The sequence below is a fragment of the Bacillus sp. HMSC036E02 genome (assembly GCF_001836235.1).
GTDB lineage: Bacteria > Bacillota > Bacilli > Bacillales > Bacillaceae_G > Bacillus_A > Bacillus_A cereus.
Genome location: NZ_KV827850.1, coordinates 67302 through 83557, shown reverse-complemented (window position 1 = coordinate 83557; position 16256 = coordinate 67302). Strand labels below are relative to the sequence as shown.

Sequence of the window (16256 nt, the reverse complement as noted above, 5' to 3'; positions counted from 1 at the left end):
AAAGTGAAACTTTAATCAGCCCTCACCAATTGGGCGTTTACGAGCAGCAGGGCCACTTCTTTGTTTTCGCTGGATTTTGAGGTGGGGTCTTACTGCCCGGCAAATAGCGGGATAAATAGAGAAAAAGACAACCGATATTTCTATCGCTTGCCTTACATTCCATTTATTATTTTTCTAACTCTTTAAAGGTATCTTTCAAGTCTTTATCAGATACCTTTATATCTGCATTTTTAAGCAGATCTCTAGTAACTTGTTGATGGAATTGAGGATCTTGTATACGTTGCTGTTCTAATTCTTTACGAATATTCTCTTTCTCTTCCTCATACGGTTTAAGCTCTTTTTTATCCGTTAGCTTAATAATATGATATCCGAAAGAAGATTTAACAGGTTCACTCAATTGACCAACTTCTAACTTATACGCAGCATCCTCAAATTCTTTCACCATCATACCAGGTCCAAATTCAGATAGTTCCCCACCTTTTTCTTTAGAACCTGGATCCTCTGAATATTGTTTAGCCAATGCCGCGAAATCTTCGCCACTATTTAATTTTTCTTTAATTTCTTTTGCTGTCTTTTCATCTTTTACTAAAATATGACTAACTTGAAGCTTTGGCTTATAATGATCTTTAATATCTTTTTCCGTTACGGTTGCTTTAATAGCTTTTTCAAAAGCAAAAGTAAGCTTTAATTTCTCTTTCAACTGATCTTCATTTTTCACACCATTGGATTCCATATATGTATTAAAATTATCGCCCTTCTTGTCTTTTAATTCTTTTAGTTGTTTCGTTACCTCTTCATCCGTAACTTTATATTTATCATTTAATACTTTTTCTACTACCATTTCAGATAAATTCTGTTTACCGTAGTTTTCTTTTAATTTTTTGTTAAAATCACTTTCTGAAATGCTTCCTGATTTTGTCGTTACAATATTATCTGATGAACCACATGCAGATAAAGATAACGTCATACCCATTAAAATGCTACCAATTACTAATTTCTTTCTTTTCAAATCTGAATACCTCACTTCATTAAATTCAAATATAACTATGTAAATATAACGTTTTCCTGTGAACTTCACGTGAATTTAATGAAAGTAGAACATTTGCTAATTCTCCATTTAATACATCAATTTTGAAAATTATGGTGATTCATCCTATATCGCTAATCTCTAAAGCTGCAAAAAGGACTAATATTTTCATTAGTCCTTTTTCACATTTATATAAAATTGAATTTCTCCATCTATAGAGGAAACTCCATATTCAAAACCATGCCTTTCTAAAATACTTTTCACTATCGCTAAACCTAATCCTGTACCTGATTTTTCTTTACTACGAGAAGATTCTAGTACATAAAAAGGCTCCCAAATTTTCTCGATATCCTTAATTTTATCCGTAGGAATGCCATTTTTTATTTGGAAATATATACTTTTATTTCTATCTTCTAATGTAATTATTATGTTTTGATTTGCTGTATATTTTATCGCATTAGAAATTAAATTTTGAAACACCATTCTCATTTTATTTAAATCTGCATAAACGATTGTATCGCCCGCATTACAATTTACTTGCAAGTTAATTTCTTTCGAATCCAGTTCAATGTGATGCTTATCTAATATACTCTGGACCAGTGGTTCAATGGGGAATTCTTCTTTTTGTAAAATATCTCTTTCTAGTTTAGAAAATCGTAATAGTTCTTCAATTAAGTTTGATATTTGATCTGTTTGTTTAATAATTGTATCTACATAAGTCCCATCATCTAATCCATCTTTAATCCCCATAGAGTATGCTTTTACTAATGCGATCGGTGTCTTTAATTCATGCGTTACATCACCCATAAATCGTTTTAAATGTTCATTACGATCAGTTAAGTCTTGATGTGCTTCATGTAGTTTTTCACTCATGATATTAATACTATTGGCCAACTCTCCTATTTCATCATTCGTTTTCACTTTCGTTCTTTTAAACTGCAAATGTGAAATATCCTGAGCTACATCACTTAGCTCTTTCAGTGGCGTCGTTATTATTTTTGAAAGTATCCACACAAGTAAAATAATAAGAAGAAGCGAGAAACATACGATATATAAGTAAAATGTATTTAACGTATTTATAATTTCATTTGAATTCGCAATAGAAGTCCCAATTAAAATTATCGTATCATCTTTCGCAATATATTTAGCAAAAAAACTCGCTTTTACCTTTCCTTGATCGTACAGTTTATTCGATTGCCCTTCCGTCTTCACTTTCATAACTTCGTCTTTCGTAATCCAAAGCTTATTTAACGTTACTTTCTTTTTCGTAAGTTGCATGCGTAACGCGTCGTTCATAGCATCTTCTGACTGATTAATTGGCGTATACGCAATTGTAACATTATTTTCACTTTCAATTGTATGAATAACATCTTCTAAATCATTGACTGGCGCATTTTGTATTTGAGTTGTAAATTCATTTAAGTTTTCACGTGTTTTATAAATATTATATTTCGGCAGGAGAAAGTTAATTAATAATAAAGAAATTGTAAATATAAGAATAACGGTTAAAGAAATGCTGAGAAATAGTTTTTTCCCAAGTTTATTCACTTTGTTCCTCCAAACTATAACCCAGCCCACGATGCGTCTTAATAATATTTTCTCCAATTTTTTTACGCAGCCTTCTTACATGTGTATCAACCGTTCTCTCTTCTCCAAAATAGTCAAATCCCCATACAATGTCTAACAATTTTTTACGAGTTAAAATAGTTCCTTTATGATTTAAAAAGCATTTTATTAATTCGAGCTCTGTTTTTGTAATTTCTAACTCTATATCATTTTTATATACTTTATTTTTGGCGAAATTTATCTTTACATCTTGTACTTGAATAATATTATCATGCTGAATAAGTTTTTTCGCTCGTGTAATTAGTACTCCTGGATGAAATGGTTTTTTTACGTACTCATCTGCCCCACTTTGAAGCGCTGCTAATTCATCTTCACTTTCACTTTTCGCCGTAAGCATTAATACTTTTACGCTTGAATTCTTTTTTATTTCCTGACAGACAGTAATACCACTATGTTTCGGCATCATCCAATCCAAAATAGCTAAATCAATTTTTTCATCATAAAATATTTGAAGTGCTTCCTCTCCGTCTTTCGCTAATAAAACTTCAAAGCCTTCTTTTTCAAAATAAGCTTTTAAAATCCTTAACATATCTTGTTCGTCATCTGCAATTAAAACTTTCATATTTTTTCCTCCATTGCTTTTAAACAAAAACCAATTGTATCATACAACATCTTTGTTACATGAATGTGACAGAAAAATATTTAAAGCTTTTGAGGGGATAGTAATGGTGAGGTGTTGTACTATGATAAAAAAAATCGGGGTCATTTCTCTTCTTCTATTTCTATTATCAACAAATGCGTTCGCAAATACAAATCAACAAATTGAAGTATTTGATTGTCAAAAAGAAATGGTCATTCAAAAACAATCTTTAGATCCAGTAATCCAAAAAGAAGCAGTTCAATACGCTAAATCAATTACTGGTCCATTTAAAAACTTAAATGTCGTTCCAAAAGATGGCTATATGATAAAAATCCCTTTATCTAAGCCGGTTTCTATTACTAATCAATGGTTACACACTACAATAGACGAAGTACTTATACTACTCCCACTAAAAGAAAAGCCTTATATTATGCTTTATGATGATGAAAATAACCCGCATTTTTATTATGTAAAAGGTAAACCAGGATTATTATTGAAACAAATGAAGGTTAAGTTATAATGTAAGAAAGATCCTACAAATATCATTTGCCGGATCTTTCTTTATCAATTAACAATTTGATTTTCATTTAAAAAATGAATAACCTGTCTTTTATGATGGTTATCATGATCTACAAATTCTTTAATAATATATATAAGAGAATATGGCGTTCCGGTATGAGGACAATGTGATACTCCATTGGCCGTTAAAGGTTTCTTTAGATTTCCAGCAGATAGTAATTTAAGTTCTTTTATGAGTAACTCTCTTTTAGCTTTTGCTTCTTCAAGAAGTTTCATCTTAGATATACCGGATTTAGCATAACTAGATGCTAGTTTATTATATGTATCAAAATCAGGGAACTCCATTCCCTTTCCATCTCTCACTGATGATAATGTCTCACGTAATAGATAGTCATCCCAGTTCATAATATGAGATATTATTTCGCCAATAGTCCATTTTCCCTCTGATATTGGTGCCATCCACAATTCCTCTTTCATACCTTTCAATGTATTTATCCAAATTGAATATTCATTAAAATCATTAATAATTTTATTTTCTCCCATCATCCAATTCTCCATTCTAATATTAGATTCTTATAAATTATAGCATCAATCTACATAAAATAGAACAAAAGTTCTACTGAAGAAGTAAACAATAATTCACTATATCCTTTTATATAAGTTCAAATAATGGCTCACTCTCATATATTTTGTCCCTTTCACAAATCCACTCGAAGTATAAAATTCGTCACCCTGTACTGTATCTGTATTTAAAACAACAATATTAAAATGTTTTTTCGCATCGTTTATAATTCTCACTAATAATAACCTCCCTAATCCTTTCCTTCGGTATTTTTTTGCAATATAAAATCTCCTTATCCTACCAATCTTATTGTTTATTGTATATGGATCCTCATTTAGCCCTCCTATTCCAATTAACTTTTCCCCTTGAAAAATCCCATATAAGCATTCACCAGTTTTATTAAACGTGTTTATTTTATTTTCATATTCACTTATTAGTTTTATTAGGAAATAAAATCCTTCGTCTTTGCTTTCCTGAACAAGATAATCGTGTTCGTATATCATTAAATCTTCAATTTGTTGAATATGTATATCTTTCAAGTAAATCCCCCCTTACTATGAAAATACATAAAAATGCTCTAGAATTATTGATTCTGAGCATTTTTATGATTGTTATCTTATTCAATTCGTAGTATGTGTATTCTTCACTTCAGATGTAAATCGATAATATAGTTGTTTAAGTCTTATTGAACTAAAGCACCTATTTGCTTAAATAAATACATTTATATTTATAATGTCTCTCAAATATAATATCAGTTTATAAATTCACCATTCTTCTCTAGCAGGTATAAGTTAAATTATAATTTGTTAATCGATATGTTTGTGTAACCACTGTTCAAATATCTTTAACTGTTCTTCGGTATGAAAGTAATGTTCACCCGTCTCCATAACTTCTAATTCACAACGATGTTTTTTTGTAAAATAGTTAATAGTTTCAAGTTCACACAGTTCATCCTTAGCTCCGTACATAATATATGTATCTGTATTCCATGTACTAATAGGATGCTCTTTTACATAGCATAAATAATCCCAATATAACTTTTGACCAATAGGTGTCTCTATAGTCATTTCTTTTTGCAAAAGCTCCGGTGTTACATTAAACCATTTCATCATATTTTCAATAATTCGTTCCATATTAACTACTGGTGATAAAAATAATGCCTTTTTTAGCACATCATTTTGATAAGCTAAAAGACTAAAATACGCCCCCATACTACATGCAAATACGTTTATTTCTTTCCAATGTACTTTTCCATAGTTCATAATTATAGATAATTCATTAACACAAAACTGTACTTTACAAGGAGTGTTATCATTTTTTCTTTCTCCATGCTCAGGTAAATCAAAGCTTAATACTTGATAACCTTTTAGATTGGCTTCTTCAGCTAATATTTGAATAACTGCATCTTCCTTATTTGACATATTTCCATGTACTGCAATAAAAACTTTTTCACTCTTCTCTCCCCACAAAACCGCAGGAATATTACTAATTTTAAAATTATTTTTAAGCATACTCCCTCCATAAAATAAGACATATAGGACTTGGAAAAAATGCACACACTTTATTTATCTCTGTACAGCAGGCAGTATCCGCTTTAACTCTATTAAATCATCTATTACTATATCAGCGTGAGCAAGTTCATCTTCTTGCGCAAAATCAAAATTGCACCCAATTGCAAGTAAACCGTTGTCTTTCGCTGCATTTATATCAGATAGCCGGTCACCAACTACCGCTGCCTCTTTTATATCATATTTGTTCATAATACTTTTAACTAAGTCACCTTTATTTAGCGATTGTATTTGTTCAATACTAAACGTTTCTGTCACCCACTTGTCTAAAGCATAATACGTTACGATTGCTCGTAAATATTCTTTCAAACCATTACTAGCAATGTAAATTGAACAATTATTTTCTTTTATATATGTAAATATTTCTTTTACATTTGGATATAAAGCGCCTTTTCCGCTTTTTATGTTTTCAATTAGTCTATCTAAAAAATATGCATCTGTTTGTTCTCTTATTTCAATAGAATGGTCCGGTAATAAAGCTTCCCAAACTTTCGGTAGCGGCACACCCATAATTTCACGGTATTTTTCAATCGGTGTTACCGTATCCCATAATTGAAGTGATCTTAAGTGATCAAAAGTATCATCTAACGATAATTCTAAAATTTTATCTGTTTGAAATAATGTTCCATCCATATCAAAAATTAATGCTTGTAACATTCCTATCTCTCCTTTTGGACTATAGTTTTACCAGATATATTTTTAAGCATCTCAATAATAATTTCTGAGCAATAATTCGCAGCAGTTTTCGCGAAGTCATCATAAGAAACTTGAGCTTCATCATCTGCGCTGTCAGAAATACATCGTATAACAAGAAACGGTATATCATTTATGTAGGCGACATGTCCAATTGCTGCCCCTTCCATTTCTGTACAATGAGGTGCATATTCATCTATTAATTTTGCCTTTAACTTTGAATCTTCAACAAAACATTCACCACTTACAATTCTTCCTTCGTGAGCTTGAATATTTGAACTATTACTGTTACATGCTTTACGTGCTAACTCTATCAATTCCTTACTTGCAATAAACTCCTCTTGAAACGGGAATAATTTTTTCATTTGATTTTTACTTACATCATGATGGGTAACGTTAGTTGAAATAACTAAATCGCCAACTTTTACACCTGGATGTAATCCACCAGCAACGCCCGTATTGATGATAGAGTCTACATTAAATTTATGAATTAATGTTTGCACACATGCAGCAGCATTTACTTTCCCTACACCAGAACGTGTAATAATTACTTCTGTTCCCATGAATTCTCCAATATAAAATGGCATTCCCGCAATTGTCTGTTCTTCTTGTATTACTAGCTTTTTTAAAAGTAAATCTATTTCAATTTGCATTGCTCCGATAATGCCGATTCTGTTCATGTATGTAGTCCCCTTTATTAATTAATCCCTTTAATCCTCTCAGACATAACCGATAATAAAAATTTCGGAAGTACAAGTTGTCGCTTTAATCTTTTCGGCTGTGAGAGTAACCTATACAGCCATTCAGTTCCAGTATCCCTCATTATTTTTGGTGCTCTTTTTACAGTACCAGATATTATATCAATCATGCCTCCGATACCAATAGATAGCGGAACGTTTAATGTTTGTATGTTTTCATAGATGAACTCTTCTTGTTTTGGTGAGCCTAGTCCTACGAGTAGTAAATGCGGCTTGAACTGCTTAATTTTCATTTTTATTTCTTCTATTTCTTCACCATTTACAAATCCATGCTGTCCTTTAAATTGTGCTCCTGGGAACTGCTCATTTAATTTTTCTAATGCCTTTTTATTACTTTCTGGCGCAGCTCCAAAAAGAAAGACACGATATTCATTGTCGTTACAATATTTTATTAAATCGTGAGTTAAATCCGCCCCAGTAACACGTTCTTTCAAAGTTCCTTTTAATATTTTCGAGCCAATTATGACACCAATCCCATCCGCTGTTATTAAATCCGCAGATAGTAACATCTTTTTAAACTCCTTTGATTTTTCCGTATTTTCCTTTGCAGACATAACAATTTCAGGATTTGCAGTTACTACAAACCTTGGTTTCCCTTGTTGTTCATGTAGCCAACCTTTTAATAAACTTATAGCTTTTGCATATTCTAAAGTTGAAAAAGGTATACCTTTTATAAACTGCTGATCCACTGTACTCTCCCCTTACATAAGCTGCAAATATTCATCAATGTCTTTAGAAATTTGAATAAAAGCTTTATTCCAAAATTCATAATTTCTTATATCTATTTCAAAATGTTTTTTCATAAGCTCCTCTACTGGAGCCTTTCCTGTTTCTCGTAAGAACTCTTTATATTTCGAATGAAAAGTACTTTTACCTTCTTGAGCTATTTCTAATAAGCTAAAACTTACTAAATATCCAAATGTGTATGGATAATTGTAAAAAGGAACATCTGCTATATAAAATTGAATATATTTCATCCATACAAACGGCTGGTATTCACTTAAAGCTTTTCCATAAGCTTGTTTTTGTGCAATTATAGATAATTTCTCAATTTCATCAGCACTTAAAGGACCCTCTTTACATTTTTCATAAAATGTTTTTTCAAACTGATACGATGCTCGTATTGCCATTACATAATTAAAACTATTTCTTATTTTCCAGCTAAGTAATGACTTTTTCATATCTTTACTATCCGTTGTTTCAATTAGATAATTTAAGAGTACCGTTTCAAAGAAAATAGATGCTGATTCAGCCGTACTCATTGGCAAATAATCATCTAAAAAAGATGTAGATTGTTCAAAACTCATATTATAAAAATGCCAAGCATGTCCTAATTCATGAGCGAGCACTCTTACACTATCTATACTCCCATCATAACGAATGGAAATTCGCGATTCTTTCTCACTGAAAAATGGAGCACAAAACCCACCTGATGGTTTATTCTCTCTCGGTTCAGCATCTACCCAACCACTTTCTATCGCATTACGTGCAAATTCTGCTAATTCTTCATCAATATTCTTACATGCATCATAAACGTTTTGTATTGCTACTGAAAAAGGAATCATGACCTCATTACTTTCCTTTACCGTCATAAGTTCATGCCATGTAATTGAAGCTTTTCCTTTCTTATACACGTTTAAAGCACTTACTAATTTATCAAGGTTTTCTTCTGTCGCATTCCACATTTGGAATAATACAGTTTCTGAAATGCCATTCGCATGAAAAGATTGTGTTAAAATCTCTCTATCTTCTATTTCATTACTCTTTGCATTACGCAATCTCCCTATTTGATTTAATACAGTAGCAAAGATTTCTTTTTCCTTATGTAAAGTACTTGTAAGTAACTCGAATACTTCTAATCTTTCCTTTTCATTATCACTATTCATTGCAATAGTATTTGCTTGTCCAAAAGATAATTGTTTATTATTGTGCTCTATTTCTATCCTATCCCGTAATTGTATGTACATATTTTCCCACGCATTAAGCTCATCTTTTATTAACTTAGTATTATCTGAAGTTTCCACTTCATTATGTTTTATTACTTGCTGTAATTCATTTTTTAGTTCCTTCACTTTCACGGTCAATTTAGTAAGGTCAGATGGTACACTTTCTTCAACTGATCTACAGTACAAATAGTATTCTGCTTTTTCAATAGCTTGTATTAGCTTTGAAAGAACCTCTACATCTTTTGTTACAAAATATTTCTCTTTCAACTCCAAAATCGGAAATAGAATATCCTCATTCGAATACAATCGATTTAAATCCCATCTAGCAATTTCTTGCATTTTTATAGCCACCCCCTATTTTTACAAATAGTTACAGATATTTCTCCACACACAATTATATATGAAATGGCAAAATTTTGATATCTTCAAATATTTAAATTCCTATAAATACATTCTTATTTCTACTCTTTTCTTCTACCATTAAGTATCATTCCACATATAAAAAATACTCCTTCTACAAGAGAGCAATTCATATAGGAAAACTTCAAAGATTTTATCTTCACCAATACCATATCGACCGGTAATCACAGATTAAAGAAAAAAGGATTGATCAAATGATCAATCCTTTACTCTACTTCATTTAAGAAAAATAACGTTATAACGCCAGGTCCTGTATGTGCTCCGATTGCTGCACCAATTGTATTTACGATAAATACTTCACAACCGAATCTTTCCGTAATTAATGATTTTAATGCTTCCGCTGTTTCTAAGTCATCACCATGAGTGATACCGATTGTTTGACCTTTAAGGTCTTTACCACGCTCTTCCATAATATCAACAATTCGGCTTAATACTTTCTTTTTCCCTCTTACCTTTTCAAGTGGTACAAGTTTTCCTTCTTCCACGTTTAAGATAGGCTTAATGTTTAGTAAACCACCGATAAAACCAGCTACTTTACTTAAACGTCCACCTCTAACAAGGTACTGTAAGTCAGCTACAGTGAAGATGTGCTCCATATGGTTCATTAGAAAAGCGACACGGTTTAAAATATCTTCTTTTGATGCGCCGTCTTTTGCCATTTTAGCAGCTTCTAAAACGACAAGACCTTGACCAAGCGAAGCGCATTTTGTATCAATAATTTCTAAATCTAAATCTGCATATGTTTCTTTTACTTCCTCTTTAATGACAACTGATGATTGATATGTACCAGACAGTTCAGATGAAAAAGCTAAATATATACAAGGATTACCTTCTTTTGCATAAGAAACAAATTTTTCTTGGAAAGTTTCAAGCGAAGGCAATGACGTTCTATAAACAGCGCCTTCTCTCATTTTTTGCAATAATGTAACTGACTCTAATGTTACTCCATCTAAATACTCTGTTTCTGCTTCATCATATACACGGAGTGGAATTAAATCAATATCATATGCTTGCAGCAATTCTACTGGTAAATCCGCCGCACTATCCGTAATGATTTTAACACTCATTTTTAAACCTCTATTCTGTTATAAATATAAAATAATAAAATAAAAATAGTACTTTTAAATTATATACGTAAAACTTAAATGAAGAAAGGAAAACACTTTATATTGTATGCACTATTCTTCAAAACTTGAACTATTAATGAAAATGATTCTATTTTAAACACCTTTTTCTTATTATTTTTCTATAACACGAGTAATTTTATAAGTATTTTGTATCAGTATATTTTACTTCTTTAACTTAATATTATCTTTTCAAATTCATACTGTTTAAAATTGAAAAGCCAAATCCAATAAAGGAAATGGCTTTTCAATTTTCATAAAATAACCAAACTTTATTTTCCATCACATTGTTTGTTTACATTCATACTTTGGTGATGTTGAATATTAGTCCAGTTATGATAAATATTTATAGCCTGTACTATAATTAAAACAGTGAATCTTTACCTGTAAGATGCACTATATCTAAAAAAGGTTAAACATTTTATAAAATATTTAATTTTACTAGTAAAGCTAATAAAATTTGGAGAAGAATTTGAACATTTACTGCTATGTCTGTATCTGTAGTCGTAACTGTAACATTTCTAGAATTTCTAATAACAGTTTCTTGTTTATTAATTTGTTTAATAGATGATTTTTGAAACAATTCTTGTGCTACACGGTCAGCTTTTTCACTATCTGCTATAGAAATACTTATTATAACCACGATAGCTGCTTGTAATGCAGCTTGAATAGATAACGCAGCTTTTGTATCTGTAGTCGTAACTTCTACATCTGCTGAATCTACAATTGTAATAGATTCTTCAGAAATTTGGTAAGTTTTACTTTCTTGTGCTGCAGCTTCTGAAACGGTATCATTTTTAAAAGATGGATGAGGATTTGAGGAGTCTAATGCACTCCACCTTTTATTTTCATCTGAATGACATGTTTTTTTCATACATTCACCCCCTTTCAATCTAAATAATTATTAACTTGTGATTGTATTTCAGAAACAATACTTTTAATTTGCTGCTTTTTTTCTGGCGATAAATTTTTTAGTTTTTCTTCATTTATCCCATGCCTATTAAAAATATCTGAGAGTAAAAGGTCTATAATTATATTCTTTTGATCCTTATCAAACTTAAAGGAAGAAAACTTATTTAAATCATCCATTTACAATATTCACTCCTATCAGTTTTCTATAAAAATTTAGATTAACTACCAGCATTATATGTATTTAAATAAAAAATGCTTGGACAAGTAACTTAATCTTTTATTTTCACGGCTTTTTACTAATAAAATTAAAAAGCTGTCTTCTAATACGAAGACAGCTTTCCTTTACTTCACATATATAAGTTTTATTCACTGTTAAATAATAGGTTCACCTTTGTTATTGTGTAGTTTTCCACACTTAATTTCCCATCAATCTTGAATATTAATTCGGTCATAATGAGAAAGTCCAAGCTTGTACCACATATTACAACAAAAAATATTTACTTAGTGTGAACCCTTATAGCTAAATATAAATAGGATAGACACTTTATAAAATGTTTAGTTTAACTAGTAACGCTAATAAAATTTGAAGAAGAATTTGAATATTCACTGCAATATCTGTATCAGTAGTTGTTACGGTTACGTTTCTGGAATTTTTAATAAATGTTTTTTGTCTATTAATTTGTTTAATAGATGATTTTTGAAACAATTCTTGTGTTATTTTATCTGCCTTTTCACTATCTGCTATAGAAATACTTACTACAACCACAATAGCTGCTTGTAACGCGGCTTGGATAGATAGTGCAGCTTTTGTATCTGTAGTCGTAACTTGTACATCTGCTGAATCTACTATTTCAATATATTCCTCAGAAACTTGATCGATTTCATCTGTTTGTATAGCTTCTTCTAAAAAATTTGCATTTTTACTAAATGAATAAGAATTCACTGATTCGGAATCCTGTTTTTTTGGTTCAGAACCCCGATTTAATGGATCACGTTTTTTCTTTCTTCTACAAACTTCACAATCACACATAAAATCACCCCTTTTAGTCTAAAAAATTAGCAATATAAAAATATTGGCTAACTACTAGCATTTTATGTATTTTTTTAAAAATTGTTTGGACAAGTAACTGAATTTATATTTTATTTCTAATTCTTTTTTGTAATAACAAAAAGCTGCCTTCTAATAAGAAGACAGCTCTCTTTTATTTCACATTTATATAAAAGACCCATACTTAAATACACTTAACTTCATATGATATATTGCATCCTTTCTTTTTAGAATGAGTAGTCGTTACTGAAGGGCACTTTTCGAAGTGCTCTTATCTTTAACCCCCCTCTTTTTCAGGAAGAATTTTTTTTACTAAATCCTAATATGATTTGTATCACTAGGGCTGGCGATTACCACATTTCCTTAATAGCTTCAATGAATACAGTAGCTACTAATTAAAATAACCCTATGATTTTCTCTACACTTAAACAATCGTGCGTTACCGAACACATAAACTAATTTTTATTTTGACTATGTAACACTAAATTCACAAGATTATTATCCTATGTTTGGTGAAGCCATCATTTCAATGCCAGCAATCCCACACTTTTAACTAATAACTTAAACAAATGTGCTATCTCAAGGTTCTTTTGATATAGTATCTTATGTTCTATATAATGAAGAGAGCGCTAGTATTCCGAAGGAGGATGTATATGAGTATTCAATTGGCCACATCTAACGATTTAGAATGGATTAATAACCAATATGACTCAATAAGATTTGTACGGAGTGATTTAAAGAGAGATAAAGTTGCAATTATTACATATAACAACGAGTATGCAGGTGTTGGCCGATTAGTCCAAATAGATGAAGATACTTTAGAAATGGGCGGAATTTTTATTCTGCCTCAATTTAGAGGGCTACAATTAGCTGGTGAGCTTGTTTCATTTTTAGTAGAAACTGCAAAAAAATCACAAATACAAAATGTATATTGTCTTCCTTTTGAGGAATTAGAAAACTTTTATAAGAAATATGGATATACTGAAGTCGATACTACGAAAGAAGCAGTCCATCCAATCATTCTAAAAAAATATAATTGGTGTTTGGAGAATTACGATAAACACGTTCTACTCTTCAAATTGTAAATGTAATAAAAAAATATATTCTCAATCGTTTTTCTATCAGTACTCCTAATGGGAGCTAAGGATTAATCAAAGATATTTTATCTCTCCTTTTATAAATGGCTGATTAAAACTCAATGTTCTGTCAATACTATAGGTAACATGATTGTATTTCTCCATTCCCCCTTGGAGAAGAGCAGTTAGCTTTTGCTAACTGCTCTTTTATTTTTTCAAAAAGTCACATAAATATCTTTAATTCCAAACATTCAAAAGATAAAATGTGATAAAATTGTTATGAAGATATTTACCAACTAATACATGCGCCCTAGACTTACGTACTAGGGCGCATGTATTTTTTAGTATGTAACTCCTTCACTCATCTATTATCTACAAAATAAGTATCATATGCCTTATCAAATTCATATCCTAACTTTTCTGCTAGTTTAGCAGATGTAGTATTCGCTGCGTCCCAGTTTGGATACTTTCCATTTTCTAAGCAATCCAATATAATAGCTGCACTAACTACAGTTGCCAAGCCCTCTCTTCTATGATTGTGATCAGTCGCAACTTCAATTTCAATCCCATCATTATAAATACTATAGGAGGATGCACCGCATACAACTTCTCCATTATATAAAATGCTATAACCTATACCACGGTTTATATAATCTTCTATCGAATGAAATTGACTTGTAAAATCTTCAGATATCTTATGTAATTTGGGGCTATTTGCGATATGCTCATCTATTCTTCTTAACTCATATTCTTTTGGAAGTGCTGATATAAAAGATTGTAATTTTGAACGATTAAAAACTTCTGGATTTCGTTTGAATTTATAACGTAAAAACTTATCTATTTTTCTTTCATGGAATGTTTCTAAGCGTTGTTTCCACTCTTCACTATTTACGATAACTAAAATTCTTTCTGGCATATTACGTAATAACTCTTCTGTTTCTTTCGTATTTGGGTCTCCAGCGTAAAATGTAAAAATTCCTACCGTAACTTGTGCTACTGTTGGATTTTCAAGATCATTTACCCAAGCAGTACCCATATGCCCTTGTAAATAAGAAAGTAAAACAACGTTATTGAAATCCTCAAACATAGAAACTAGTTTTTTTCTTGTATGTATATTCGCTTCATATATCATTTACATTCCCGCCTTCTTTAGAATCAACCACTCTTAACATTTTCATGAGCGCTCCATAATTCGTATTCATATACACACCCACCTGTTCATCATAAAAGCAATTGACTATTAAATTGAAACTTCGAATATTTATAAAATATCAGTAAACATAAAATGATTATAACATCTACTAACTATGAAATGATCAACCTATAAAATAAGTCAACAATAAATATATTTCTTACTCGTTAACAAATGGCTTGAAGGACCAACATAATTAATTATGTAACAACCCTCAACAATAGTTTGAGGGTGCATTTAAATACATGTATTATAACTCATTTTTATAAATAAAAGATTCCGTCTCACCGTTCTTATATACTTTAGTCAATTTAACAACTGACTTGTACGTATTATCGTCATCCTCTATCATTTTTTCATCTCTTCTATTTCGGCATCACCAGTTCCGCCCTCTATTTTTAAACAGTTCGAAATGGCAAGGTATCCGCTTGATGCCAATATAAAAATAAAAATCGTATCAGGAAAATTAATAAATAATAATCCGTAGTTTAAAGGGTCTCCAGCTGGATGTGATAAAAGTAATCGAAAACCTACCAGTTCAGGTACTTGAACAAAATCTCTAGAAACTCTCGGTTCACAACCCACTTACACTCCATCCCTTCTCTATATAGAATTGCTACTACATACATATAGGAAGAAAATAAGAAAAGCTTGGACAATATAACTTTAACGTAACATTATCGTTACCTACTCGTACATTTATATGGAAATCACACCAATTTTGAGTAAGGACACATAATTTTTACTATAAATACATATAACAATTTCATCTTTCATAAAAAAAACGTTATAATGAGGTGTAGCCTCTACGATTACGTTATAAAGGAGATTAAAATTATGGCTAAAATTAAAGTGTACCAAGCAAAAGAAGAAAATATGGATGCAGTAAAAAATATCATTGATGTTGAGGAACAAAACCCAACTACTGAAAATTTACAAAATCTATATGCGTGTGTATTAGATACTGAAGATATGGCATTGCCTGAATCATATATTGAAGAAGATATCTTAATTGATTCTATTGAAGTTATGGTTAACGCTTCTCAAAGCAAAGTAAGAGACTTAGGCGCATACGATGTAATCGAAGTTCAAAACAAAGGCAAGAAAACGCAAATTTTATTACTTGCAGACGAAGAATACGAAATTATCGAAGGCTAATCTAACACCGTACATACGAAAAAGCTCCTTTCCAATTGGAAAGGAGC

General features: G+C 30.8%; 18 protein-coding genes and 1 pseudogene. 3 read left to right on the top strand and 16 right to left on the bottom strand.

Annotation, left to right across the window (positions count from 1 at the left end):
- Window positions 1-166: 166 nt before the first annotated feature.
- The 3 genes from HMPREF2590_RS14535 to HMPREF2590_RS14525 form a co-directional block, all read right to left on the bottom strand.
- Window positions 167-1009, bottom strand: a complete 843-nt coding sequence (locus tag HMPREF2590_RS14535) for a peptidylprolyl isomerase PrsA (RefSeq protein WP_050822205.1) — start codon at window positions 1007-1009, stop codon at window positions 167-169.
- 189 nt (window positions 1010-1198) lie between these two features.
- Complete coding sequence (locus HMPREF2590_RS14530) at window positions 1199-2575, bottom strand: sensor histidine kinase (protein ID WP_001037256.1); 1377 nt, start codon at window positions 2573-2575, stop codon at window positions 1199-1201.
- Window positions 2568-3215, bottom strand: a complete 648-nt coding sequence (locus tag HMPREF2590_RS14525; RefSeq protein ID WP_000865981.1) for a response regulator transcription factor — start codon at window positions 3213-3215, stop codon at window positions 2568-2570. Before HMPREF2590_RS14525 ends, HMPREF2590_RS14530 begins: the two co-directional genes overlap by 8 nt.
- A gap of 121 nt (window positions 3216-3336) precedes the next feature.
- Here HMPREF2590_RS14525 and HMPREF2590_RS14520 point away from each other — a divergent pair, with 121 nt between their 5' ends.
- The gene (locus HMPREF2590_RS14520) at window positions 3337-3753 is read left to right on the top strand and encodes a hypothetical protein (protein ID WP_000591770.1); all 417 of its coding nucleotides are present in this window, start codon (window positions 3337-3339) and stop codon (window positions 3751-3753) included.
- 44 nt (window positions 3754-3797) lie between these two features.
- Here HMPREF2590_RS14520 and HMPREF2590_RS14515 read toward each other — a convergent pair whose 3' ends face one another.
- From HMPREF2590_RS14515 to HMPREF2590_RS14465, 11 genes are all read right to left on the bottom strand, one after another.
- A complete protein-coding gene (locus tag HMPREF2590_RS14515; protein ID WP_000504407.1) occupies window positions 3798-4295 on the bottom strand; it encodes a DinB family protein in 498 nt (165 codons plus the stop codon).
- Window positions 4296-4394: 99 nt separating this feature from the next.
- Complete coding sequence (locus HMPREF2590_RS14510) at window positions 4395-4853, bottom strand: GNAT family N-acetyltransferase (protein ID WP_000651658.1); 459 nt, start codon at window positions 4851-4853, stop codon at window positions 4395-4397.
- Between the two features lie 267 nt (window positions 4854-5120).
- Complete coding sequence (locus tag HMPREF2590_RS14505) at window positions 5121-5825, bottom strand: alpha/beta hydrolase (protein WP_050821899.1); 705 nt, start codon at window positions 5823-5825, stop codon at window positions 5121-5123.
- 54 nt (window positions 5826-5879) lie between these two features.
- Window positions 5880-6539 carry an HAD hydrolase-like protein gene (locus HMPREF2590_RS14500; RefSeq protein ID WP_000938420.1) on the bottom strand — a complete coding sequence of 220 codons (660 nt, stop codon included), beginning with the start codon at window positions 6537-6539 and terminating at the stop codon, window positions 5880-5882.
- 2 nt (window positions 6540-6541) lie between these two features.
- Entirely contained in the window at window positions 6542-7255 is a 714-nt protein-coding gene (locus tag HMPREF2590_RS14495) for a 5'-methylthioadenosine/adenosylhomocysteine nucleosidase (protein ID WP_001079732.1), read from the bottom strand.
- A 17-nt stretch (window positions 7256-7272) separates the two neighbouring features.
- Window positions 7273-8022: a WecB/TagA/CpsF family glycosyltransferase gene (locus HMPREF2590_RS14490; protein WP_000372662.1), complete on the bottom strand. Its 750-nt coding sequence runs from the start codon at window positions 8020-8022 to the stop codon at window positions 7273-7275.
- 12 nt (window positions 8023-8034) lie between these two features.
- Window positions 8035-9618 carry a M3 family metallopeptidase gene (locus HMPREF2590_RS14485; protein WP_001155367.1) on the bottom strand — a complete coding sequence of 528 codons (1584 nt, stop codon included), beginning with the start codon at window positions 9616-9618 and terminating at the stop codon, window positions 8035-8037.
- Between the two features lie 287 nt (window positions 9619-9905).
- Window positions 9906-10766 carry a DegV family protein gene (locus HMPREF2590_RS14480; RefSeq protein ID WP_000111645.1) on the bottom strand — a complete coding sequence of 287 codons (861 nt, stop codon included), beginning with the start codon at window positions 10764-10766 and terminating at the stop codon, window positions 9906-9908.
- A 478-nt stretch (window positions 10767-11244) separates the two neighbouring features.
- Entirely contained in the window at window positions 11245-11697 is a 453-nt protein-coding gene (locus HMPREF2590_RS14475) for a spore coat protein (RefSeq protein WP_000750488.1), read from the bottom strand.
- A 14-nt stretch (window positions 11698-11711) separates the two neighbouring features.
- On the bottom strand, window positions 11712-11912 hold the full coding sequence (locus HMPREF2590_RS14470) for a spore coat protein W (RefSeq protein ID WP_000342253.1): 201 nt from the start codon (window positions 11910-11912) through the stop codon (window positions 11712-11714).
- Between the two features lie 367 nt (window positions 11913-12279).
- A complete protein-coding gene (locus tag HMPREF2590_RS14465; protein WP_000332786.1) occupies window positions 12280-12765 on the bottom strand; it encodes a spore coat protein in 486 nt (161 codons plus the stop codon).
- Between the two features lie 671 nt (window positions 12766-13436).
- Between HMPREF2590_RS14465 and HMPREF2590_RS14460 the strand changes: the two genes are divergently transcribed.
- Window positions 13437-13868: a GNAT family N-acetyltransferase gene (locus tag HMPREF2590_RS14460; protein WP_048656231.1), complete on the top strand. Its 432-nt coding sequence runs from the start codon at window positions 13437-13439 to the stop codon at window positions 13866-13868.
- Window positions 13869-14220: 352 nt separating this feature from the next.
- Here HMPREF2590_RS14460 and HMPREF2590_RS14455 read toward each other — a convergent pair whose 3' ends face one another.
- Entirely contained in the window at window positions 14221-14991 is a 771-nt protein-coding gene (locus HMPREF2590_RS14455; protein ID WP_050821901.1) for a GNAT family N-acetyltransferase, read from the bottom strand.
- Between the two features lie 310 nt (window positions 14992-15301).
- Window positions 15302-15627 (bottom strand): annotated as a pseudogene (locus HMPREF2590_RS14450) (BC_2878 family exosporium-associated protein); the annotation flags it as partial.
- Window positions 15628-15888: 261 nt separating this feature from the next.
- Here HMPREF2590_RS14450 and HMPREF2590_RS14445 point away from each other — a divergent pair.
- Window positions 15889-16209 carry a hypothetical protein gene (locus HMPREF2590_RS14445; protein ID WP_001062731.1) on the top strand — a complete coding sequence of 107 codons (321 nt, stop codon included), beginning with the start codon at window positions 15889-15891 and terminating at the stop codon, window positions 16207-16209.
- Window positions 16210-16256: the final 47 nt, after the last annotated feature.